This window comes from Bacillus sp. XT-2 (assembly GCF_025696525.1).
GTDB classification, from domain to species: Bacteria; Bacillota; Bacilli; order Bacillales; family Bacillaceae; genus Bacillus; species Bacillus halotolerans.
Genome location: NZ_JAHVOC010000001.1, coordinates 848,627 through 872,777 on the forward strand (window position 1 = coordinate 848,627; position 24,151 = coordinate 872,777).

17 protein-coding genes are annotated in these 24,151 nt (G+C 35.9%); 6 read left to right on the forward strand and 11 right to left on the reverse strand.

The window, feature by feature from the left end; genetic code table 11:
- Positions 1–98: 98 nt before the first annotated feature.
- From KXD37_RS04685 to KXD37_RS04700, 4 genes are all read left to right on the forward strand, one after another.
- Positions 99–1,085 (forward strand): HNH endonuclease signature motif containing protein, encoded by a 987-nt coding sequence (locus KXD37_RS04685; protein ID WP_263463264.1) that lies wholly within the window; start codon positions 99–101, stop codon positions 1,083–1,085.
- 21 nt (positions 1,086–1,106) lie between these two features.
- On the forward strand, positions 1,107–1,664 hold the full coding sequence (locus KXD37_RS04690) for an SMI1/KNR4 family protein (RefSeq protein WP_263463265.1): 558 nt from the start codon (positions 1,107–1,109) through the stop codon (positions 1,662–1,664).
- 99 nt (positions 1,665–1,763) lie between these two features.
- Entirely contained in the window at positions 1,764–3,650 is a 1,887-nt protein-coding gene (locus KXD37_RS04695) for a T7SS effector LXG polymorphic toxin (protein ID WP_263463266.1), read from the forward strand.
- Between the two features lie 12 nt (positions 3,651–3,662).
- The gene (locus KXD37_RS04700) at positions 3,663–4,121 is read left to right on the forward strand and encodes an SMI1/KNR4 family protein (RefSeq protein ID WP_263463267.1); all 459 of its coding nucleotides are present in this window, start codon (positions 3,663–3,665) and stop codon (positions 4,119–4,121) included.
- Positions 4,122–4,423: 302 nt separating this feature from the next.
- On the opposite strand, the gene KXD37_RS04705 is transcribed toward KXD37_RS04700, so the two are convergent.
- A complete protein-coding gene (locus tag KXD37_RS04705) occupies positions 4,424–4,513 on the reverse strand; it encodes a putative holin-like toxin (RefSeq protein ID WP_072692678.1) in 90 nt (29 codons plus the stop codon).
- A gap of 155 nt (positions 4,514–4,668) precedes the next feature.
- Complete coding sequence (locus KXD37_RS04710; RefSeq protein WP_263463268.1) at positions 4,669–5,667, reverse strand: hypothetical protein; 999 nt, start codon at positions 5,665–5,667, stop codon at positions 4,669–4,671.
- 167 nt (positions 5,668–5,834) lie between these two features.
- On the opposite strand from KXD37_RS04710, the gene KXD37_RS04715 reads away from it, so the two are divergent.
- Positions 5,835–6,167 carry a YolD-like family protein gene (locus KXD37_RS04715; RefSeq protein ID WP_213384727.1) on the forward strand — a complete coding sequence of 111 codons (333 nt, stop codon included), beginning with the start codon at positions 5,835–5,837 and terminating at the stop codon, positions 6,165–6,167.
- Positions 6,160–7,410: a DNA polymerase thumb domain-containing protein gene (locus tag KXD37_RS04720; RefSeq protein WP_263463269.1), complete on the forward strand. Its 1,251-nt coding sequence runs from the start codon at positions 6,160–6,162 to the stop codon at positions 7,408–7,410. The genes KXD37_RS04715 and KXD37_RS04720 overlap by 8 nt, the downstream gene beginning before the upstream one ends.
- 162 nt (positions 7,411–7,572) lie before the next feature.
- Here KXD37_RS04720 and KXD37_RS04725 read toward each other — a convergent pair whose 3' ends face one another.
- The 9 genes from KXD37_RS04725 to cwlP all read right to left on the reverse strand — a co-directional run bounded on the left by KXD37_RS04725 (position 7,573) and on the right by cwlP (position 24,130).
- Positions 7,573–8,733 carry a tetratricopeptide repeat protein gene (locus KXD37_RS04725; RefSeq protein ID WP_263463270.1) on the reverse strand — a complete coding sequence of 387 codons (1,161 nt, stop codon included), beginning with the start codon at positions 8,731–8,733 and terminating at the stop codon, positions 7,573–7,575.
- 155 nt (positions 8,734–8,888) lie between these two features.
- A complete protein-coding gene (locus tag KXD37_RS04730; RefSeq protein WP_263463271.1) occupies positions 8,889–9,140 on the reverse strand; it encodes a phage holin in 252 nt (83 codons plus the stop codon).
- Positions 9,141–9,161: 21 nt separating this feature from the next.
- On the reverse strand, positions 9,162–9,554 hold the full coding sequence (locus KXD37_RS04735) for a hypothetical protein (protein WP_263463272.1): 393 nt from the start codon (positions 9,552–9,554) through the stop codon (positions 9,162–9,164).
- A 115-nt stretch (positions 9,555–9,669) separates the two neighbouring features.
- Positions 9,670–10,773, reverse strand: a complete 1,104-nt coding sequence (gene blyA / locus KXD37_RS04740) for an N-acetylmuramoyl-L-alanine amidase BlyA (protein WP_263463273.1) — start codon at positions 10,771–10,773, stop codon at positions 9,670–9,672.
- 166 nt (positions 10,774–10,939) lie between these two features.
- Positions 10,940–12,976, reverse strand: coding sequence for a tail fiber domain-containing protein (locus tag KXD37_RS04745; protein ID WP_263463274.1), 2,037 nt, complete (start codon positions 12,974–12,976; stop codon positions 10,940–10,942).
- A 15-nt stretch (positions 12,977–12,991) separates the two neighbouring features.
- Positions 12,992–13,810 carry a hypothetical protein gene (locus KXD37_RS04750; protein WP_263463399.1) on the reverse strand — a complete coding sequence of 273 codons (819 nt, stop codon included), beginning with the start codon at positions 13,808–13,810 and terminating at the stop codon, positions 12,992–12,994.
- Between the two features lie 14 nt (positions 13,811–13,824).
- Positions 13,825–16,452, reverse strand: coding sequence for a phage tail protein (locus KXD37_RS04755; RefSeq protein ID WP_263463275.1), 2,628 nt, complete (start codon positions 16,450–16,452; stop codon positions 13,825–13,827).
- An 11-nt stretch (positions 16,453–16,463) separates the two neighbouring features.
- Positions 16,464–17,222 (reverse strand): phage tail domain-containing protein, encoded by a 759-nt coding sequence (locus tag KXD37_RS04760; protein WP_263463276.1) that lies wholly within the window; start codon positions 17,220–17,222, stop codon positions 16,464–16,466.
- A gap of 50 nt (positions 17,223–17,272) precedes the next feature.
- Positions 17,273–24,130: a transglycosylase CwlP gene (gene cwlP / locus KXD37_RS04765; RefSeq protein WP_263463277.1), complete on the reverse strand. Its 6,858-nt coding sequence runs from the start codon at positions 24,128–24,130 to the stop codon at positions 17,273–17,275.
- Positions 24,131–24,151: the final 21 nt, after the last annotated feature.

Below are 24,151 nucleotides of genomic sequence, written 5' to 3' on the forward strand. Positions count from 1 at the left end.
TCTTTCTTGAAAGGAGGTATTAAATGTAAAAAAAGAAAAAATATTCATCTGTGAGTTCTCATAAGAGGTTGAAATTTAACAATAAAGGAGAAACCATTATGAAAAAATTTGTTCCACTAATTTTATTTGCAGTTTTATCATTTACCATGCTACTTTTCTTAAACACTAAAGAGGTTGAAGCAACTTCCTCTAATTCTGAGAAGAATGTTACCTCGTTGTTTAAGGGAACACTTAAATTTGAAGTAGATGAAAATAAAAATGCCAAATTAAAAAAAGTTGATCTTGGAAATGAAAAAGAACAAATTAAACAAGCAGATATTCTCGCATCTGAGTTAAATCATGATTATCTCTACAACTACGATTCAAGTATCTCAGGAGATCGAGTTGATCTATTTTCTAATAAAGAGACCAAAATAAAGAATAAAACTAAAGGAAAAGTACCTGGCTATGTAGAAGTACAAGTTGAAACATTATTAAGTGAGAAGAACAAATCAATAACAAACGTTATTAGAATCACTAAAGTTGTTGGCACAAAGCCTATGTACGTGAATGCTTCAAATAACTTACTAGCCAATAAATCCGTAAATGGAAAGTACATTAGAGTTCTTGCACACACTAAGAAATTTATGCTTGGAGAAATAAAGGCAGGAGCAAGTTCTTCAAAAAGTTTTAGAGTGGGTGGAACTAGCTTCTATAAAAGAGAATTTTCGGCTTCAGTTGTATGGAAAGACTCTCCTCCAGTAGTTGACTCTAAAACGTCTTCACCATTTCTTGCAAATAAAAAAGCAGTATTATACCCATATGCAAAAAACAATCATAACAAAAAAGTAATGCCGGCACCGGCTTATGCTAACATGAAAGTTATCCCAGTTGAAGATAGAGAGAAAAGGGATAAAAAAATTAGAGATAAATATAAAAGTTGGTATATAAAGAAATATGGAGACCCTAAATGGAATTGGAGTGATTATGAAATTCACCATATTATTCCTCTTCAGTACGGAGGGAATAATGATATGAACAATTTATTCCCATTAAAAAAGGATTTCCACCGAAAAACTGTGTCTCCTTGGTGGACTGGATATTAACAAGTAAGTGGGGCGATTTATTTGACTAACTTTGTTCATAAGACTGTAAATGGTTTGAAAAGTCTCTTAGATGAAAAAGGATCCATTAAATTGTTTTGTTCTGAAGGAGATACCATGGAATGTCTTGTTACTTTTTCCTCGGACAAAGCAACCCTTAATGAGATTCAAAGTTTTGAAACTAAACACCAGATTACCTTTCCAGAGGATTATCAGAAGTTCATCACACTACATAACGGTGCGAAAATTTTTGAGATTCTTTCTGATGGGGAGAATATAGGTGGAGGACTTCAGCTATTTAGCCTTGAAGAGATTGAAGAGGAACTAAAATATGAGGATTTGTTTGAAGGTATCAATGGTATCCCAATTGGCTACTTATTGGAAGAATGCCATTTAATGATCGATAAAGATAAAATTAATCAAGATGATCCTAACTATCTCTATATATTTGAAAGTGGTTTAGAATACAATCCATTAAATTTAAATTTTGAAATATTTTTAGACCGATATATATTGGCTAATGGGGAACCTTTTTGGGATTGGCGCTACTATACTGCAGAAAATTATTATAGAACAAGATAGTGTGATGTATAAGACAGTCATTTTGGCTGTCTTTTTCTGTTATTCAAATAGATGATTGTGGTAAAATTTACATAGAGTAGGGCTAGGAAGGAGAATGATATGAAGGTATTTGAGGCTGATTCATTACTCTCTGAAGCAGATAAAAGAGCCAAAGAGTATAAGGAACTAAGGTCGCAAATGGTTAAGCTAAGAAAAGCGTTTAAGGACGTAGCTGACCTAGATGACAGCGAGTTTTCAGGTAAAGGTGCTGATAACATTAAAGCATTTTATCATGACCATGTTGGCGTGACCGACCAATGGATTGATCTGATTGACATGAAGATTGCCTTCTTAAGCAGCATTTCTGCAAAACTTGAAGATGCCAAGATGTCAGATGCTTACATAGAAGAATCTTTTCTTGAACATGAGTTGGCGAACGCTTATACAAAATCAAAATCCATTATGTCTGAACAGAAAAAAGCAATGAAAGACATATTAAACGACATCAATGATATTCTTCCCCTTGAAATATTCTCAACAGAAGACTTCAAAGACAAACTTTCTTCTGCAGATGACAAACGTGAAAAAACAATCAATAAGCTAAACAAGCTTGATGAGGATTTAAAAACAGAGTACGCAGAGACTGAGCCAAACGAACAATTCATTCAGCAAGATTTTAAAAAGCTGCAGGAATCAACAGGCAAAGGGAAGAACGCCACACCAATTCACTACAACGCCAAAGCGTATAGAGAAAGTGACATACATAAGAAAAAAGGCGAAATAGAAAAGCATTCTGAATCTTACTTAAGTGTTAAAAAAGAAGAAGCAAAAGAACAAGAAATTAAAGAGTTGAAAAAGAAACTTGATGACGGTGTTTCTGATCCAGATGAATATTTAGAGATTGCTAAGAAAGTAGGCTACGAGAATCTTGAACCTGCTCAAGTGCAGCTTGCAGTTCAAATTGAACAAGCGAAGCAGCTAGAAGGGGTAGGAAAAGTCACCTGGGATATCGTAAAAGGGGTGAGTGTGGCTGTATATGATGTCGTTAAGGATACGGTAGTTGGTGCCAAAGACTTAGCAGTTGGTACTTGGGAATTTTCACAGCTTTCTGATGAGCAGAAGCTATTAAAAATAACTGGTACCATAATTGAAACACCTACTTATGCTAAAATTATTTGGAAAGACTTATCTGATTCCTGGAATGATAAAATGGTCAATGGTGATGCTTATTCGAGAGCACACTATATAACTTATGCTGTTGGAAGCCTTGTTGGTTTAAAAGGTGGAGGCTCTATTCTTAAAGGGTCAAGTAAGTTAGCTACAACTGGAGCAGCCAAGGTCGATAAAGTCTTAGGGGCTGGAGAAAAAGCAGTTACCAATAGCGTAAAGACTGGAATTGATAAAGGAAAAACCTTCATTAATTCTATTTCATTAAATAATAATCATTTGGCGTATGCAGGTATCCTTCAGGATATAAAGAATACTCATAATGTGAAAAACACATCAATATTGAAAGAAGCGATAGACGAGAAGAACAGTGTGCTATATAAATCGGCTGGTAGCGATGATTTTGTAGGAACATTAAAAGGTGAACAGGTTCTTTTAAAAGGTGTTAAAGTTAAGGAAATTAGCTACACAAAGAGAAGTCCAGAAGAAACAGCAAAACTTAGAAGAAAGTTCAACAGTTCTATAAAAAAACAATTTTTAAAAGGTCTATCAAATGACCCCAATAAAGTTAAGAAACTTAAGAAGGCTGGCTTAACAGATAAGGATATTGCCCGAATGAAGGATGGGTTGAATCCAAAAGGATATCAAGTTCACCATAAGCTTCCTTTAGATGACGGTGGCACAAACGACATGGATAACTTGATTTTGATCAAAAATGACCCTTATCATAAAGCAATAACTAATGAGCAAAATTCGTTAACAAAAGGTTTAACACCGGGGGAAACAAAGAAGATTAATTGGCCTATTCCAAATGATGAGATATATCCAAGTGAGAAATAAGGAGGCAGTATTATGTGGGTAAATTTATTAGAGGAAATTCGAAAAACTGAAGCAAAGTATGGAGATGAATTAAATTCTCCTGTTACAGACCAAGAAATAAGGAACTTTGAAGAAGCAGTATTAGGTAAGTTCCCTGTAAATGAGATTCCTTTAGGATATAAAAAATTCCTTCAAACTGTAAACGGATTAGATTTTAATGGCTTGGTAATCTATGGATTGGATCAAGAATTACTGAGAGAAGAAAATGATGAAGAAGTTTATGGTTTTATTGAAACAAATGAACAGTGGCACGAAAATGATGAGCAGAAAAAATATCTGTTTTTTGGTGACTCAGATACAGCTTGGTATTGTTTAGATGTAATTGAAAATGAATACTTAGAGCTTGATAAACCCTCTGGAACGCTGATGAATAAATTTGATGATTTTAACACCATGCTAGCTGATGCATTGAAAGTTAGTTTAGACAACTAAACAAAAGTATTGCAATTGTATGAGATGTGCAAAACTAATCATCATCAATCCAAATAAAATAATGGTTTTACCCATAAAGCAATAGTATTGCAAATACCATTTTTATATGGTTATAATTAGGGTAATGATACAATTATATAATTATTTTATGCATTTGTTTAATTGTATTGCATAAAATAAAAAAGACCAGGGTGCTACCAACACCCCGGATCTGTACAAAAAGCTGCCCATCAAAGGGCTTGCTCATTGGTTCTTAGTTGAGATAGACCATTCCCTGAACTTTCTGAGGGCTCAAGGGAGGTCTATTTTTTGTTTATATACGTCAACAGGGCAATTATAAAAGACCCAAATGCAAGCATGAGTATTAATGCTTGAAATGTTGACATTAGCATCACCCCCTTTCATTAGGGGATGAGCAAGACTCCCTTGAGTGAGCAAACTTAATGTACAGGAAATATTATACTATACATAAATCCCCTTGTCGTTAAAAATTCACAATAAATTACCAATATGAATCATATGTTTTAAGATTGGATAGAACGTATCTCTAAATTCCCCATTCACTAATTGATTTTAGAACCTCCTTTGCATCCTCTACAAAGAAAGGGTCATGAACTAAATTTAACTTACCTGGATTTTCACTAAAGTATTTAGCCAATTCAACTAATGTTTGGTCGCGCATTTCTTTTGTAATCAATTTTTCTATATCGTAAAATTCAATCTCTCCATACCTTGCTTTATAAAAACCCAGTCTATCTATGTCTAATAGGGGAGGCGCTCCTATTGCAGCGTGAACTTCTTGAGCGAGTTCATTTAATATAAAATAGCCGATCAACTGAAGGTTATCATTTTTATCCAAAGAGTTCTTTTTCGTTGTTTTAAAATCATACAACGTCCCATCAATCCAAATATCTGCGTCTGCACCGCCTACTAATGGTGAGCTAACGCCAAAAGAAGGGTTAAAAACAACTTCGCTGTTTTTTGTTAATATGCCACTGTTTATGAACTTATTTTCGAAAACCTCTAGCAGGCTCATTAGGTCATTGACTATTTCATCAGAAGAATTTATACAAGTATAAAAATCAACATTTGTCTCTCCAATTGTTCGAGATCTGTATAGCTGTTCTAGTTTGGCTAGCTTTAATGCTTTTTTACATATATCTGGAGAAATTTTCGACTCACTTCTGATAAAGTCCAAAATGTCGTTTATTAAGGGTATATAGAAAGTATCCGTGAGCGAATAGTTCTTAGTTTTGTTACTTAATTTCCTCAGTCCCTGATAGGCAATTAAATGATCTCTTGCCTCCTCTTTATTCGTGAACTGTCCAATTCTAAACCTTGCTAAGTAATCAAAAGCAACACCGACTAAACTTGAATCGTATTGATTTTCAAGTGCGTAGGGAACATATGTTGAATATTCTTTTGAAAAAGGAAGTTTACCACCCAGGGTATAGTAATCTTCTTTTAATGGCTCTATAGAAGCAAGGATATTTTTAAATTCCTTGTCTTTTTGTTTTTTGCTTGTTAGTTTGCTAATCAATGACATTACTTCATCTCCTCAATTAACTTATCCATTTGTTAATAAGTGTATCACGTTTAAATTGTCATAGTATCGAATAATTACCAACATTTACATCGAACTTTTGTTCTGGTTTATCTTGAATAAAGAACGTTTGTTCTGTTAATATTAGATCGATAAAGGAGTGAGTCGATATGCTTAGGGATCGAGGAACAATCAAATGGACATCAATGATGCTCCCAGAACATTTAACACAACTTAAACAAGATTTGATTGATGTATCAAAAATTGAAAAACCATCCTTAGATGACCAACAAATTGAAGAGATGGATCTTCTCGTCTCTGAGGCACTTGAATTTAATAAAGAGTTGAAATTCAAACTCTTTAACAATGGATTCGTTGAAAATGTCAACGGCAGAGTCCATTACATTAATTTTGAACAACACAGGCTTCATGTAAAAGACCAGAATGACAATACAGTTTATATCAACATGAATAACATCATAGGAGTTACATACAATGATTGATTACTTACAATTTCCACGTAAGAATATACTTTGTGTCGATATGAAATCCTTTTATGCTTCTGTATCGGCTGTAACAATGGGGCTTAACCCTTTAACATGTTATCTTGCCGTTGTAGGGAATACGGAGAGACAGGGAAGTGTAGTATTAGCTGCATCTCCTGCACTTAAAAAAGATTTTGGAATCAAAACAGGATCGAGACTTTTTGAGATACCTGAAGATCCAAGAATACACATTGTAAATCCGCAAATGAAGCTTTTCATCAGAGTTTCAACTGAAATTACAAAGCTGTTTTACAGATTTGTTCCTGAGAAATGCGTACATACGTTCTCTATCGATGAATCTTTTTTAGATGCAGGAAAAGAAGATCCTGAAGAAATGGCCAAAGCAATACAAAGCAGTATGTGGAGAGAATTTGGTTTGATGTGCACAGTAGGTATTGGAGACAATATGTTACTCAGTAAGCTTGCACTTGACCTGGAGAGTAAGAAAACAAAGAGTGGTATTGCACGTTGGAGATATGAAGATGTGCCAAATAAACTCTGGAAGGTTCACCCGTTGTCTAAAATGTGGGGAATAGGAGGGAGGATGGAAAGAAACCTGAACCGAATGGGGATATCGACTGTAGGCCAGTTAGCCAAGTTTCCCTTAGAATTGCTTGAAAAGAAGTTCGGAATAATGGGAAACCAGTTGTATTATCATGCTCATGGAATCGATTTATCAGAAATAGGAGCTCCTTTGATGCAAGGGCAGATTAGTTTTGGTAAGAGTCAGATTTTACTGAGGGATTATATAAGGAGAGAAGAGATTAAGGCTGTTCTATTGGAAATTTGTGAGGAAGTAGCAAGGAGGGCACGCACACATAATAAAGTTGGTCGAACAATAAGCCTAGGAATTGGATACAGCAAGGATGAGCTTGGTGGTGGGTTTCACCGATCCAAAACAATTGATCTTCCCACAAATATCACCATGGACATTTATAGATGCTGTTTGATGCTCTTTAATAAGTTTTACTCGGGGAAAACAGTGAGAAGTATCTCAGTTACATTATCAAATATAGAGGATGATGTTAATCAGCAGTTGAGTTTATTTGAAGTGGATAATGAAAAGAGAAGGAAACTCGGGTTTGTGATGGATGGGATCAGAAGTAAATACGGCTCTAAAGCAATTCTAAGAGCAGTTTCTTATACACCTGCAGGGACAGCGCTTCACAGAGCTGGGCTTACTGGGGGACATAAATCATGAGAATAGAGGGGAACTCCCTCTATTCTCCTTACTTAGTTATTAGTATTTACGTTTCGGCTCTTTCAGCAACTTTGAGTGTATCGTTTTGTTGTTGGAGATAGGAAGCACCCACTGTTCCGGCAACACCGAATAATAGAACTGCGCAGATAATTAGTTTTGTTTTCATATTGCTTCTCCCCTTTTAATTTGTCTTCTTGCTTCATTTGCCAAACGATAAAATTCAATTGCACCCCAAGCTTCTTTTTTTGCTGTGAGAAAATCAGCTATAACAACTCCATAGCTTTCCATATCAGGGTACATACCTCTTTCTCTGAAGAACTGGAACGCTTCTCTTACTAAATTTAAATCCGAGTCCAAGAAAAGACCTTTAACCATTTTCAGCTTTTCAATAACTACTTCATTGTTGTACTGTTCTGCTATCTGCTTTGATTGTTCATAAAACGCTTGAGCATTTTTAGTATCGTTTTGCCTTCCTTTTAAGAAGGAGATAACAAACAATGTTTTAGCTGCATAATCATGGTTTTCTGGCTTAATGATTTGGAGCGACTTATTAAAGTGAAAAAATGCTTTATCAAGTTCTTCCATTTGATTATAACATAATCCAATATTAAACAGTGCTGAACGTATTAAATGTCCACGATTCTTCTCATTTTTATTCAGCTCTTCTGCTTCTTGGTAAGCTTTATATGCTCTTTTTAACGCCTCATCAAACTTCATGCTGTCCAGCAAATTGCCAAATATGACGAATTGACAGCGTACTTTTTGTACCCCGTATGTAGAGTTTCCATCAACATCAGGTTGCTTTTTAAAAATATTATAGGCTCTCATGGCATAATTCATTGAAAAATAAGTTTGTTTCATGTGGTAATACACTTCTGACAATTTAAAATAAAATTCAGCTTTTTCAACTTCAATATCTTCGCTATCGATGGAGTCCAAATGTTTCTCTGCTTGTCTATAGTGATTAAGGGAGAACGTCAACTCTTTTTGTCTAAAATAGAACATGCCCATGAAAAAATAATAGTAATATTCGAGCATTCCTGTTAAGTTTTCATGACCTTCATATTCTTTTAACTCACCATAATTTTTCTCAATGTCCTTTATGGCGTTGGGGTACATATACGATAGCATTAATTTATGTCTAAATTCGAGTAGAGAGTAGTATAGCAAGACATCTTGATTCTCTTCCATAATCTTTATTTCTTGCATAACTTCTTTTCGCATTTCCTCTGCTCTACCGACCCAATTCTTTTTAATTGCCACATACCAATGATTCATTTTTGTCGCTACTAAGTCATAGGGAATGACTTTTTCAGTCTTCAAGTTTCAAACCCCTTTCTGTCCTTTTTATTATATAGTTGCACTGGAGGAAAGAAATGTAAAGAGATTTGTATGAAAATTACAAATAAATTGATTATAAGCGTGAAACTTGAAAAAACGAAAAAATACCCTCCTCAATTAAGAGAAGGGTAGGGGTTTTATCTCGGTGAATCATAATCCATTGCTTGTTCACTATCAGAAATACCTTGAGTTGTTGGGTCAACAATGATACCCATTGCAGTTAAAAAAGTTAGAAGTGCATTAAATTTCTCTGTCAAATTGTCACCTAATACCGTCAAGTCATATCCAAAAGCAGAGGCAATTGCTTGTACAAATAAAAGTGTCGCTGAGAAAATTGCAACAAGGAATGTTTTCTTTTTCAGTCTTACTTTCCAGTTAATTTTAGTCATTTAATCGTCTCCTGTTCATTTTTATTTAAGGCCAAAATGTATGAGTAACCATGCACCGATAATAGTTGCAATTACACTTGGCAGCACCTTGAATACAAGGTCTTTTGTAAATTGTGAGGGATCAATTTTACGAGTAGAATCAGAGCGTTCCAATATTTCAACTCGATTGTCTAGTTTTTCATATGATTTGCTTAGATTTTTTAAACTGTTACTCATTTCGTTAAGAGTACTGAACTGTACTCTTGATTGTGCTTGAGAGTCTTTATTAATTTCGACTTGTTGCTCAACAAGCGTAGCTATACGACCGATAACATTTGTTCTTTCTTCAAGAGAGTCAATCTTGTTATTGGTGTGTTTTGCTTTTTCTTCTAGTGCACTTAATCTTGAAATGGTGCTTTGCTCAAAGTTATCCATTTGTCACCAACCTTTAATGAATATAGGAAGGTGACTTTACATCACCTCCTAAATTAAGAGGATATTCGCTGATATGAATAGAGCAGCAAATATCCTCCGAGATTATTGAATATAATTAAATTTTTGAACCGAATTGCCCTGAGATGTATCCACGTTTACCGTTATAAATAACTTCCCAGTAACCTTTTGAATTGTTTTTACCTTTAACTGAACCAGAAATTGAAATAGTGCTTCCAAGCTTAACTGTGCCAATATTTTTAGAACTATTTCGATCAGGTTTGTCCATTACGATTGCTGCGCTTGATACACCGACAATTTTGATTTTTCCCACGGATTTAATAGATGAGGAGCTTGAAGAAGTTGATGTTGTTTTTGGGGTAGAGGAAGAAGTTTTAATTGTTCCTGTAACATCAACATATTTGTCAGAGGCAGTGATGTAATATGTAGCACCTTTAGAGTTCTTAACTTTATATTGATACGCAGATCCGACTTTAACTTTCTCAACAACTGTAGGAAATCCAATGCCTTTATTTACTGTGCCGACAACATCTTTATCTTCCCAAGATGGTTTTGAATAAAAGCGAAGACCGTCAACTTTTGATTTTAGTGAACCACTTGCTGCTGATGAAGAGGAAGGGGAGGAGGTTGTTGGTTTAGTTGGAGAAGCTTTTGAAACAGATTTGCCTGACATTTTTGCCTTTACTCGATTTTTAAAGTCTACAAATTTTTGGCTATTAGATACCCATGGTGCAGGGCAATTCTTATGGGTGATGTCATAATGACGAACAATATCATCAATAGGATCTAAACCAAACTTATTACACAATTCAACGAACACATCCTCAGTTCTTTCAACTGTTTCCGAATGGAATGAACCGTCTTTTTCAAGGCACATCTCAACCCCAATAGATAAGAAGTTAGCGTTAGGTTTCAGTGCAGCTACTCCTCGATAAGGATTTCCGGCACTATCTCTTTGCTGAATATCATTTGCATGGTAAGCTACTTCATTTAACGGAATAATACAAATTGCTTCGGTTTTATCAACGAAAATGTGAGCTGATGCATAAACTTGCGCATTGCTGAAGTATCTTCGGTGATTGTCTGCGCCGGCACCCGGATTGGCTGTATAGTGTAGGACGCATTTTTTCACACCATTTAACTTTAAACCAGGTCGAGTATACTTGTTTACTGGAATGTAATTGTTTGTATAAGCTGACAAATAACATCTCTCCTATAAATTAAATTTGAGCACAAAAAGAGAGAAGGGGACAAAACCCAATCTCTCTTTATCTCACGTATGCTCTTGTTATCTCTGTCTTTCAAGTATGTATTTTGAATAAAATCTATATTTTATCTAGAACATAACCACCTCCTAAAAGGTTGTATTATGAGTTCTTAAGCACTGCTATTTCTTCTGCTTGTTCTTCAACCTTAGCAGAAAGCTCTTGAACTGCTTTTATTAGAGGTGCAATAAATTCAGTGTAGCCAATTGACATTACATCTTCGCCACCATTAACTTCATGGTGTTGGAATCCTCCGAAATCCACTCCTGTTTCCTTAATAAGGCTTTCTACTTCTTGGGCTATTACACCATGATGATAACGATCTTTCTTTTTGGAACCATCTTTTTCAAGCTGGATAACATTATTGTCTTGATCAAAAGTTACATAATCGTCCCGAATATCCCATTTATAATCAACAGGTCTGAGTTTTTTAATAAAATCTAATCCCAATACAGTGTCTCTAATATCAGCTTTATCTCGCAAATCTGACCTGTTTTGAAGCGGATTGAATGAATAAGGAGTTGCGTCGCCATTACCTAGTTGAATTTGATTACTCCCTGATACTCTTGAATTAAATCCGATACCAGTTGAATTTGAAATGTCTTTTAATTCTGCGCCACCTGTCATAAACCTTAAAGCACCGTAGCCTAGAGCTGTATTGTTTGTACCTGTAACATTGCTCGCAAGTGCTAAGTAACCAACTGCAGTATTTCTATCGCCACCATTTTTAGAAAGTGAGAATCCGCCTAATCCTGTATTGAAGTTTCCGCGAGTTGCTTGATACATGCTTTTAATTCCGACTGCAGTATTATCGTAACTTTTAGATACAGATGTAGTTGTACTGTACTCTTTCATTAACAAGGTACCTGTTTCGGGAGTTGAGGCTTTAATATTTGTAGATACTGTGAAGGTGTCTGTGGTAGCGCCAGTTACTGTAAAATATATTGCTTCTCTATCGTTAACTGACAATAAAACTTTGTAACCAGACTTCAGACCATGTTTTGGCATATTTACTGAAATAGTTTGGTCACGCCATTCATAGGTTCCATATAACTCTGAAATAATTCTTTCATTTCCTTCAAAAGAAACACCTTTTTCAAACGACTCCATAGCATAAGCGCCTATAGCAGTATTGCGATCTCCTTTTTTGAGTTCTTTTGCAGCATTTGCGCCAATGGCGGTATTATCATTTCCGTTTGACATCGATAAAGTGTTTAACCCTACGCCAGTTGAACACACAAATGATTGAGGGGTGTTGTTAACAATAGAAGAACCGTCGAGGTCTAGAGGGGCATAGCCAGACATTGAACCAGCGCCTAAAGCTACATTCCATTTACTATGTTCATTTGTCTGTAGGGCATTTCTACCCATGGCAATATTTAAATAACCGTCTTTGTTAAACATTAATGTGTGATCACCAATGGAAACATTTCTTGTGCCAGGAAACTTTTGTCCTTGAACACCATTGGAGGAAGATTGACTTTTCTGTCCTATTGCAATGTTATAAAAACCGTATTCATTAGAACTTAAAGCGTTTAAACCAACTGCAATCGAGTTTTTAGAATTTTGGCTGGCAGCAAGCATTGCATTATCACCGATAGCAATTAAATTATGCCCGGCTACTCCAGTGTATTGATCACCAGGCTGGAAGTTTTTTGCTGCATTGCGCCCAATAATAACATTTGAATTACCTGATTGTATGATAGAAACGTAACCGGAGTAGAATGTTTGGGGGCCTATCTTGAAATAACCATTAACATATTTATTTTTTCTTGGAAAGGAAGAAACAACATAGGTTTTGCCAGCTAAATCAAAAGTTTTATCCTGATAATTTGACTCAATCTCAGAAAAGACAGTTGAATCATCAGTAGCACCGTCACCTTTCGCACCTAACCAGGTAATATTTATCCCTCTGTAGTTAAATTCATTTATAATTTTTTCAGATAAAGAGCTTCCTTCTGCTTTAATACTATCAACATTACCAATCTTATTGTCTGTTGTAATGAACTTTTGATTAATATCATCAGCTGTGTATCTATTATTATTTGATTTTAAGCCAACAGCATCTACAGGTATCCATTGTTCTTTCTCTTCATCGTAATACCCCATTGTATTTACTGGAATTAAATTATTGCTCAATGTATGTGTCCTCCTTTATTCCTTACGAATCCAAATCATGCTACCATCAGGTGTATTCACCGATGTCTTTACTCGTTTTCTTACAGGAGCATTGTTCGTCCTAAGCCATATTGTTCTTATGTTATAGGGTTCAACATAACTGGAAACTACATCGTAACCATCATATTGATCTGAAATACTAATATTAATCCAGTCAAAACCGTCCCAACGATATTCAATACCGGTTTCTCTAACAGTAACAACCCATCCAATTTGAGGATTTGGATAAGTGTCCATTAAATCTTGATATGTATAAACCATCGGCAAATATATTTTTCTAGTGTTCTCAACTACATACTCATAATCAGAAGTTGCTTGTCTACACCAGTTTGTTATTTCGATACATCGTTTTGTTACTCGTTCACACTCGGCGATTCTCTCATTCATCCGTATTATTGCATCTTCAGCATCATCAATAAGTCCTTGCAGAGTCTCTACAACCATGTTACCTTGACGTTTAATCCAAATTCGAGTGGCGGGGAAGAAGGCAGCACCTTCACCACTATAATTAAAGGTGAGTGATTTTCCTTCATTTGAAGCATTAAAAAAGACAACTCCCATAAGGTAATCAACCTTAAAATAATTGTCTTCAAGTTCACCATCTTCAATTTCTCGCCATTCCTTCTCATCTCCAATAACTTCCACGCGAAACTCTCTGTTAGGAATCTCAGTTAGGAGTGCTCTTCCGTTGTATACAGTTAATGTCTCGCTATAAGTCAGATATGGGTCTTCAACAGAACCTACTCTCTTTTTACTTAAAATTGGGTCATTATATAGTTCAGCAAAATCAGCCAGTTAAATCACCTCCATTAATTTTGTTGGTATGCTTCCCAGATATATTTAACGTTTAATTTATTTCCTCTGCAGTTACTATCTGAGCCTGTGAAAAAAAGGTTGTTTCCCAAAGCACCATAACTTAAATCTCCTCCAATAAGGGAAAGTCCAGTTGAAGTAACTTGATAGGCATAGCCCCCCAATTGACTTTCAATTACTAGCTGACTGTCTTCAGGTGAAATCGGGGTTATTTTGACTAGATCTGGAGTAAAGGAGAGGGGGATTTGTTTACTTGGAGTACCGTCTCCTATATAAACACCCTTTGCGAACTTAGGAGGTAGGGGGATATTATCAGCTAATGCATAATCTGATGCTGCTCGTCCACCTAACAACTCTGCATTACCGTCTATTGAACCACTAATAATTCCTAATTCATTGCGCACTGGTATCGAATTTGGTGAGGTGGTTGTAGATGCTTTAAAACCATTCAAGGAGTCTGCTGAACCTGCAGATGAGACAATCCATTCTTCTCCGTTATACAGTTCTTGTTTATTGTTCTGGGGATTGATCCAAATTGTCCCTGTCTCTGGATCTTCTGGCTTAGTTTCTGTGGAGATTGTATAGAGACCATTAACTTTTCCATTAAGACTTCCTTTAACCTCAACCGAATTAGAAGGGAGGTAGGGGTTCTCTGAGGGGAATTGGGGTTGAATAATGTCGGAAAGTATACGTCCGCTGCTATCAATAGACGCTTCAACAGTCCGGTAGGCCTGAATTCCAAACGTATAATATTTATTTGAAACCTGTCCTGTAAGGGTTGCAATTCTCTTATCATAGCTAACTGATAGATATTGTTCAGATGACATCTTTGATCCAAATATATAGGTGTCTGAAGATGTATCTGAGTAACAGTGGACAAGGAATCCGTCAATATTGTACTTTTCCTCTTTAGAATTTGGGAACTGCCATTCAATGGAGATATCAACCGATCCATTATCGTTGACAACATGAGTTATTGCGGTTCCGTTATTAAGAATAGTTGGATTTGCCACAGGAGATGAGATACGATCATTACGTGCATTGTAATTAACAAGAAGTGTATCATAATCAATTTTTTTCTTATTAAATTCAGTGGATGCTTTCTTAGCTGTGTACAAAGTATTAGCAAATTCCTGTTCCAATGATCTGGCTCTTTTCCCGTTTGAAAGTGTAACCTGTATACTCTGTTGATCAAAATCGAAAGTCATCCCTGAAAGGGTTGCTTTGACATCGGTTCTGAAATTCTTATTAACTACCCTGATTATATCTCCGAGATAAATTCTATCCCAAAATGCCTTTTCGCTATTAACATTAAATAGGTTTACGATGTTCGTTCTGATATCGACAGGGGGAGCGTTTCTATTGCTCAGTTCCTCTAACCCTTTTTCATAAAGCTCTGTCTCATCAAAGATACTGTCATTAGCCCAATCATCTTCAAAAATAAAATAAGACAGTTGCCTCTTAAGTTCCTCACCAAGAAACTTGTCCATCGATAAACGGTCTTTTAGTTTTTCTATTTCCTGAGATATGTTTGTGATTTGAGAATTTATTCTAGATATTTCAGCTTTTTTGGCGGTAACCTCTAATAGTTTTGCATCTCTTTGTTTAATAAGATCTTTTGTGTCGTCACCGGCTTTTTTCGCTACGGTTATCTTATCTAAAATTTGCTGTAGCTCAATGTTTTCAAGAGTGAAGAGTTTATTTTCTTGAGTCGTTTTTTGGGTTTCTAAATCCCTTTTTTGGTTTAAAAGGAGGCGGAAAGAAGAGCCTTCTTTATTGACAAGTTCATTATAATCCAAAATCGCATGACATAAATCATCATCCATGTAATCACTGTGTTTTATTACATTTCTGTTTTCATCACGTTTAAAAGGATATAGAAAATAAGAAAAATCGTCCAAGTAACTCTGTCCAGTAGGGTTTACCGAATTAATCACAATTCCGTCTTTACCTGTGATGTTTAAACGTGTTACGACTTCATCAATATCAATGGTATCTTCCATATCAATCATAAATCGTTCAGGGGAGAATTGGACACCTTTGTACTTGGATACTGTTTCTTTCTTATAAAAAGAGACAGTGTTCTTTACAGTGTCGAAGACTGGGACTGCCTCAAAAGTTTCCCATATTGTTTTTAAAAACTCATATCTTGTTGAAGTGACATCAAATGATCGTCTTTTTTCATTAAATGAAGGATCAATATAACCGATATTGAGCCTTGTGCCTTTAAGACAATCAGTGGCCACTTCCTGTAGATTCTTTGAAACTCCTTGATAAGACCTTATTTTGTTTTTATGAAGGATGTATGGTAGTCCTTGACATCTAACTTGTATTGTTTGCTCCTCATTCTCTGATTTTGTTAAACCGGTTATCACAAACCATTCAACTCTGTTTAAGAATTCTGCCTTGATAAGATACCACTCACGCATTAGTTTTGCCACATGGTTGGGCTTCATCAAAAAATTGTACCTGGCTTTGAGTGGAATATTAAAAGATAGATCATTTAAATCAGCAAAGCTTAGATTAAGAGATACATTTGAGAAATCCGAAATATTAGCGATTTTCTTTTTATTTGGTTTTGCTAAAGAAAGGAGGATTTCGCCTGGTTTAAACTTATTTAACAAAATACATCCTCCTATAAATATTTGTATCGGTATTTTAATCGAATATAGCACTCACCATTTATTTTAATTCTGTTTTTACCTCTTGTTAAAATCACATACTCTTCATTTACTTGGTCATAACATTCATAACCCGAAACACTTGAAGTGATCAATTTTTTATTGGAATCAACATGGATAACTTCATGATGTTTTATTCCCGTAAACTTCAGAGGTGTTCTATATAAAGTTAAGTTCTCAACAGTTATGTCACCGTTGCCTATCTTCTTAAATTCAAGCGATAACGGAATGTCGATATCCCCTATGTTTTCAATTTCAATATTTTTAACACCTGAGGTGACATCAAACCAATGAGTTATTGTTTCTTGCCCATATTTATAGGGGAATACCTTCATTGTGAGCTTCACATATCCATCGTTAGAACAGTTATGAACTAAATCTGTAGCGTTTATTGGTAAGGCAAAATAAATTATGTCTAAATTTCTACTAAAAGAAAGTGGTTTATAATCATCTACATTTAACCAACGAGCAACTCTTCGAACATTTTTTTCATCTAGATGGTTTTCTATGTAAAAATTCAAAGGGATCTCATACGGCTCAAGTTTGACATTGTCTACATATGGTTCTGAAGATAGCCTAGTGTATGTTTCATTTACTGTTCTATTTGCAATAAACGACTCCTCTAAAAGTCCTCCTTCTGTATTTACATTTACGGCTCCTAATTCATAAGAAGGGATATTATTGAACATAAAGTATTGACTTTCTCTAATCATGAGTTTCCACCTCAAGTTAAGTTAAATAAAGAGTCTGCAAAAGCAGACTCTTACATGCTACCATTTAGTTTTACAACTTCGTTTTTAATGCTTTCAAACATAGATCTCGCTCCCGATTCTCCTCCCATTAGCTTATCAATGTGGAAAGTATTTGTTAGATTAATTGTTTTATCTCCAGAAGAAGCAATTGTTTTTGAGGGGATATCAATCTTCTTTAAATTCGGAATTAAACTGTTTGATAACATTGATTGATTAACGTTAGGAACTAATGAAGGAATAGAAGTAATTCCTTTTTTAATAAGGTCTGCTAATTTTACTCCTTGACCCCATTTTGGAGAATTGTCCACAGCGGTTTCACGAACAGCTTTTACCGTATCAAGGATGTTGGCTGTGTCAGTTTTATTTAAGATCAGTTCTTTGTCATGTAGGAATGCAAGCTTACCAGCACCTAATCCTGTTCCAGTGTATCCTCCAGAAGCGAAAGAGGATACTTTTTTACCTGTCGTGTTGCCTTTGACAGCAGTATTCAGTGCATTAGATGCTTCTTTGAGCTTATCAATCAGGTTGTTTGAGATACTCTTTCCAATGGACTCCATATTACTATTAATAAACTTAGAGAACTCATTGAGCTGCTTTGCGATATCGGTGATTTTCCCGTTCATAAGCTTATCCTCAAGATTCTTAAAGGCTCGTTCATCATTTACAAGATCATCGTATTTATTGTTGATTGACTCCTCATCTTTTTCGAGCTGATCTTGGAGTGCTTCTTTCCGTTTGTTGCTTTCGCGATCCTTTAGAAAATCATCAAGGTCTAACTGTTCTTTTTGAAGCTGTTCAGTTAGTTCTTTGACTTTTGACTTTCCGAATTCAGAATCATCAAGAGAGTATTGATTAATTTGGTCAGTCAACTTTTGAATACTGTCTTGTCTTTCTTTTAATTCTTTTTGAAATTTAGCCTCGTCATCAGTCTTGTCTATCTCATCAATCAAGTCTTGAGTCGCTTTCTGATGCGCTTCTAACTCAATATCCCGCATTTTTTCGTACATCTCTTTGTAGATGGATACAACTTCATCAGCCAATGATTTATAGATATCCTTGATCGATTTCTTGGTGTTATAAAGCTCAAGGTTAAAATCTTTCTGTTTATCTTTCCAGTTTTCGATTTCTTCAGTGATCTGTTCCTGGATGTCAGGGAAACCTTTCGCAGCTTTCTTTTGCTCTTCAAGCTGTTTGATATATTTTTTGGCTTCCTTTTGTTGTTGCTGAATAAGCTTTATCTGTTTGCTATAGTACTTAACCTTGTCTTCATCTTCTTCAGTCATTGATATTTTATTATCAACATCTTTAATTTTCCCTTGGGTTTTAGAAGATGACTTTTCAATTGACTTGAGTGTCTCATCAACTTTAGATTGGACAAGTTGTTTCTGTAACTCACGAACCTGGTCTTGAACAGAAATTAAATCTAGCTTGGCTTGTTTAAGCTCTTCTTGAAGCTGTGCACGTTGAGCAGAGTTCAATGCTTTATTTGTTTTTATTTCTTTTTGAATCCAATTAACTTTTTGTTGTTGGATTTTAGCTTGCTCTGCCACAGCTTTTTTCTGATCAGAGGTGTATTTTCGGAACTCCTTGCTGTCAGAAGTGTATCGGTTAGCCATTGATTCATCTTTAGCTATCCGAACATCAAAATCCCCAATTCTTTTATCAAACTCATCGAGTTTGGATTGAACTAGTTCATACTGAAGTTCTTGAATCTGATCATTGACTGAATCGATATCTCCTTGAAGGGAGAGAAGATCAGATTTAGCCTGGGCTATCCCTTGTTGCCGTTCTGCCTCAGCTTGTGACGCATCTGAAATAGAAGTTCCAATACCTTGCATGTACTTTTCAGGGTCAATAGTTTTTCCGTTTTGCTCAATTTGTAGATGAAGATGGTTCCCAGTTGAGTTCCCTGTGCTACCAACTTTACCAATAGTTTGACCGGCTTTAACTGATTGACCTGTTTTAACAGAAGGAGTGTTAAGCATGTGCATGTACTTGGCAACTGTTCCATCATCCTGTTTAATAACAACCCAGTTACCTGCAGTTTTACTGTAGCCAGCAATTTGGACTTTACCACTTTGAAGAGATTTAATTGCTGTACCTGCTTTTGCAGCAAAATCAGTTCCTTTATGTGGGGAGGAGCGGAGACCGGATTCCTGTTGTCCATATTTGGAGCTTACCCTAAAAGCGCTATTATTTGTATAATAGCTGGCGATTGAAGAAGTGGCAGAGGAGAGGGATTTGCTGTAGTTGGTCATGATCTTTTTGACGTAATTCTGTGTTTCTTTAAAAGGAGGGATGCCACCATATTTAATTACGTTACCAGGCCCAGCATTATATGCAGCCAATGCTTTTTCAACATTACCGCCAAACTTTTCAAGCTGTTGGGCGAGGTACTTTGTTCCACCCATAACATTTTGATAAGGATCGTAAGCGTTATTTACTCCTAAGCTTTTCGCTGTTGCTGGCATCAGTTGCATTAATCCCATGGCACCTACACCAGATCGTGCTTTAGCATTAAACCCTGATTCTTGCTGAATTACAGCTGCAATAAGGGCAGGGTCAACATTGTATTTACTAGCTGCTGAATTTATGTAGCTTGAATACTTGCCTGAATATGAGCCACCAGTTGAAGTAGAGGTTCCCCCAGATGAAGATGTAGTGGTTACAATACCGTATTGAGCAATGTTACCGGATTTAATTTGATCTTTAAGTAGCTTAGCTTGTTCCTGCATAAGCTTTTTCTTTTGCTGGAGTGCTTTAATTTCTTTCTTAATTGCATCTCGATATTTCTGAGAGTATTTCGGATAATCATTGACCTGCTTGTTGTACTTGTCAATCTCAGCATTAACTTTTTCTAATGCTTCCTTGTATTTATCAACAACATACATCGAAGTCTTGGTTTCTTCATTGGCTTTTTCTTGTTGATCTGTCCAATTCTCTAACGATGTTCCAGCTTCAACAAGTGCCTGCTTATTCATTTCTTGTGTACTGGTGGCTTCTTCAGATGCAGAAATATAAGATTCTAAAGCTGATTTAACGCTTTGCATTGCTTCAATTTGACTATTGGAGTATCCACCAGGTTGAAGCATTTTCTCTTCAAGCTTCTTAAGTTCTTTTTTTGCATCTGCAACATTATTAATTGACTTAACTTCTAGGTCAGAAAGTTCAGCCTCAGAGATATCAAGCTTTCGTTCTTTTCGTAGCTTTTTCAGGCTGTCAATCCGTAAGGTATCAGCGTTTAAAGTTTTGATAGCGTTGTTAACTTCTGTTTTCATCAATTTGTTGCTATAGGTAACCATGTCGTTATAAGCATCAAGTTTAACTTTTCTTTGTTTGATGACTTCATCACGGTTAATTTTCACAACGCCGTTTTCGATGCTAATAGCCTTGGCAAGTTCCTTATCTTTTTGAATAAGGGTATTAGCTTCGTTTGCAGAAATACTTTTACCTTCAGCCATTTTTTCCAGAAGATCATTGAGAGGAGCCACTTGATCTTTGGTGTTATTGAAAATATCCCCATTTAAGGCATCTTGAACGGAATCAAACTGCATAGCATCTGACATTTCTTTAATAGCTGCCTTAATATCATCGACACTATTTGCATCCAGAGCTTCTTTTAGCTTCTTACCAAACTCTTCTGCCTCGTTACCTGCTTCTGCCAGCGTCTCACCCAAATCACCAACTTCAGATTTGACGGAAGATAAGCTCTTATCTCCATCTTTTATGTTCTTCTGTGCTTTGTCGAAGCTCATTTTAAAAACATCAATAGAAGAATCGGATTTGGAGTATGTTTCTAAGAGACTTTGAAGATCTTTTTTTGCATTATCGAAAGCTTTTTCATCACCTGAATCTAAAGCTTTTTGCATTTTTTCTTGAAGCTTTCCTAAAGAAGAGGAGAATTTTTCTAATTCTTCAGGATCTAAATCGTCTTTTAAGTTCAGTTTGTTGACAACATCACTAATACTCGTCTTTAAAGTATTACTGATATCAATTGAACTATAAGCATTTGCAATTGAAAGGACGCTATCTTTAACTTTAGCATTTCCACTCTCAATGTCAGATTGAGCTTTGAGCATACTTTGTTTAGCTTTATCAGCTGCAACCTTATAGTCATCGTCATCTGCAATGAGATCCCATTTAGGTCTACCTTTATCGTTGTATTCAGCTATTTGTTTATACTGCTTTAATTCATCCTTAGACTTTTTAATTTCCTTAGAAGCGTCTTCGAATGTTTTCTTTGCGCTGTCTCTTGTTTCTTGTTTCTTTAAAGCCAAATACTCTTTAGTATTCTCAATTGCTTTTTCAAGTTCTTTATTTGTCTTAAGAATTGCATTTCCTTGAGAATCATAGCCTTTAACTAATGCAGGGAAAGTTTGTGCTAATTGCTGAGTGACTTGAAGGTATTCTTGCTCTTCATCTGAAGTTAAAGATCTTGACTCTTTAACTTTTTGAAGCTCTTTATATTGCTGTATTAGTTTATCAGTAGAGTCTTTATTGGTCGTAATTGCTTCGACATTGGTTTGCTGGCTCTGCTCAAAATCATCTTTAGCTTTTTTAGCTTCTGCAAAAGAAGAAATTAATGATTCTAGCGCCCATCCTAAAGCAGCAAACGCACCGCCAACTAATGTTGAAACAAGCAACCCTCGAAGAGCAGTTTTTAGAACTCTTGAGGCGACTGCTGCACGAGTCATACCAGCTTCTAGCCCAGCAGTTGCTAAAGTTTCTTGCCCCATTGCACGTGTTCCCAAAATTAGGGTGGTGGCTAATGTGCGGGTATTTTTACTGAGCAAAAGGGTTGCAGTGCTTACTGCAGCTAAAAGGGGAGGTAGGAACCCAACTGATTTGATTACTCCTGTTGAAGCGTTAAGCAAAGAACCTGCTGCTTGAGTAAATTCAATTAATCCATCGCTAATAAAAGCATCTGAAGCTGCAATAGCAAATTCAGTAAAGTTATTTTGAAGCTTATTTACCCTAGCTTGTAGACTATCTGCATACTTTTGCTGCTCACTCCAAGCACTTCCTGTTGAATTAGCCGCAGTTTTAGCCGCATTCTGAGCAATAGAGAAGTTGTTCATCATTGCATTAAAACGGGATAATTGATAAATACCAGCTACTCCAATTGAAGTATTTTGTTTCTGAGCATCAGAAAGTGTATCCCACTTACCGGCAACTTCAGTTATTAAATCACTTGCTGATTTAGCTTCTCCACTAGCTGTTTTGACAGAAATACCGATTTCATCTAACGCTTTAATTGAGCTTTGATTATTCCCAATTCGTGCGAAAATTGTCTTTAGAGAGTTGCCGACGATATTCCCTGATTCACGTGTTGTACTAGCGATTGCGGTTGTGTAACCAATAAGATCATTTAACTCGACCCCGAATGTAGAAGCAGTTGAACCTGCTTTACGGATAGAATTCGCTAGATCGAGGGTTGTAACAGCATAGTTATTATCAACCTCATTTAATTTATCTGCAATTGATATTGAATCATTGGCTGCAATATTAAAGTTGAGCATTGCTGCCGTAAGAGTATTAACTGTATCATCGGGAGTTAAATCGGAGACATTTTGAAGAACTTGAGCAGTTTTCGTTAACGTGGAGAGTTCACTTTCATCGAAGCCCATTCTCCCAAAATCGCCTGTCATTTGGAGAATATCTGTTATTTTATTTGAAAGTGTATCACCTAAGTCAATAGATTCTTGGAGAAGTTCATTATATTTATAGTCAGGCTCATTCATAACACGGCGAATATTTGTCATGAGAGTATCAATTTCAACAGCCTGGGATACCATTTCTTTAAGGCCGGAGATAGCTCCATAGAATAAAGAACCGGAGATTAAATAGGTGGACATGCTTTTGAAGGTTTGGGTTAGTTCTGCTCCAAAAGAAGAAGCTTGATTAGCAGCTGCTTGAGCGCTGGAGGCTAATTCTCTAAATTGCATATTCAAGCTTTGAATTTGTGATCTGATATTATTGCTTCCAGTGCTTACATTAAGACTATTTACTGCATTCAAATAATCTTGAACAGCTTGTCTATTATTAGACCCCATTGAACTACCATACCGTGTATTGAGGTTTTGGACATTCACTTGTGCCTGTCGCTGATATAATTCAATGGTTTTCTTTAATTCGTTGTTCTTTGCAACTGCCGCAGATTTATCGTCTAGCATCCTTATCTTATTTTGCAGTGCTTCAATTTGTTGAGCGGATTGAGCTGTGTTTATTTTTCGGCCAAGAGATGAGATGGTCGTATCAGTAACAATCCCTTGCTGTCTAAGCTTCTCTAGATCTTGCTTAAGTTGCTCAATTGCTCTCCTTTGTTGGTCATAATTAGTTGTAGTTTTTGAAGAGGTCGAATTAGTTTTAGGATCAGTTGTATAAACTATATCATCGAATCCGTGGCGATTTTTCTGCACAACCTTTGTTGGTTGTCCTTGCAGATTTCTCTGCTCGGTCTTTTTTTGAACCTGACCTAGTTTCTCAGTGGCCTGTGTAAGCTTGTTAACCTCTTGAGTTTCTTGCTTTAGAGCAGTATTGCGATTATTGATTATTTTTGTTTCACGTTGAAGTATCTCACCATTTTTCTTATACTGCTGGGTGAGCTTTTCAACTGATCCGTCAGCATTCTTAATTACTGTTGAGGTTTCTTTAACTGTTTGATTATAGGATTTTAGGTTTTTTTGATATGTATCGACAGCAGAGGAGAATTCTTGAAGAGCTTTTAAGGTTGTAGAATCAATATTAGTATTGAGCTTGAGGGAATTGAGTTTCTTTTCCAGAGATTTAATTTGCTGATTTAACTGTTCGACAGTTTTGGATGAGGTATCAGCTTGTGGGGTTAGTATAATTTTGAGGTTTTGACTCAAGTAAGAATCACTTCCTTTCAG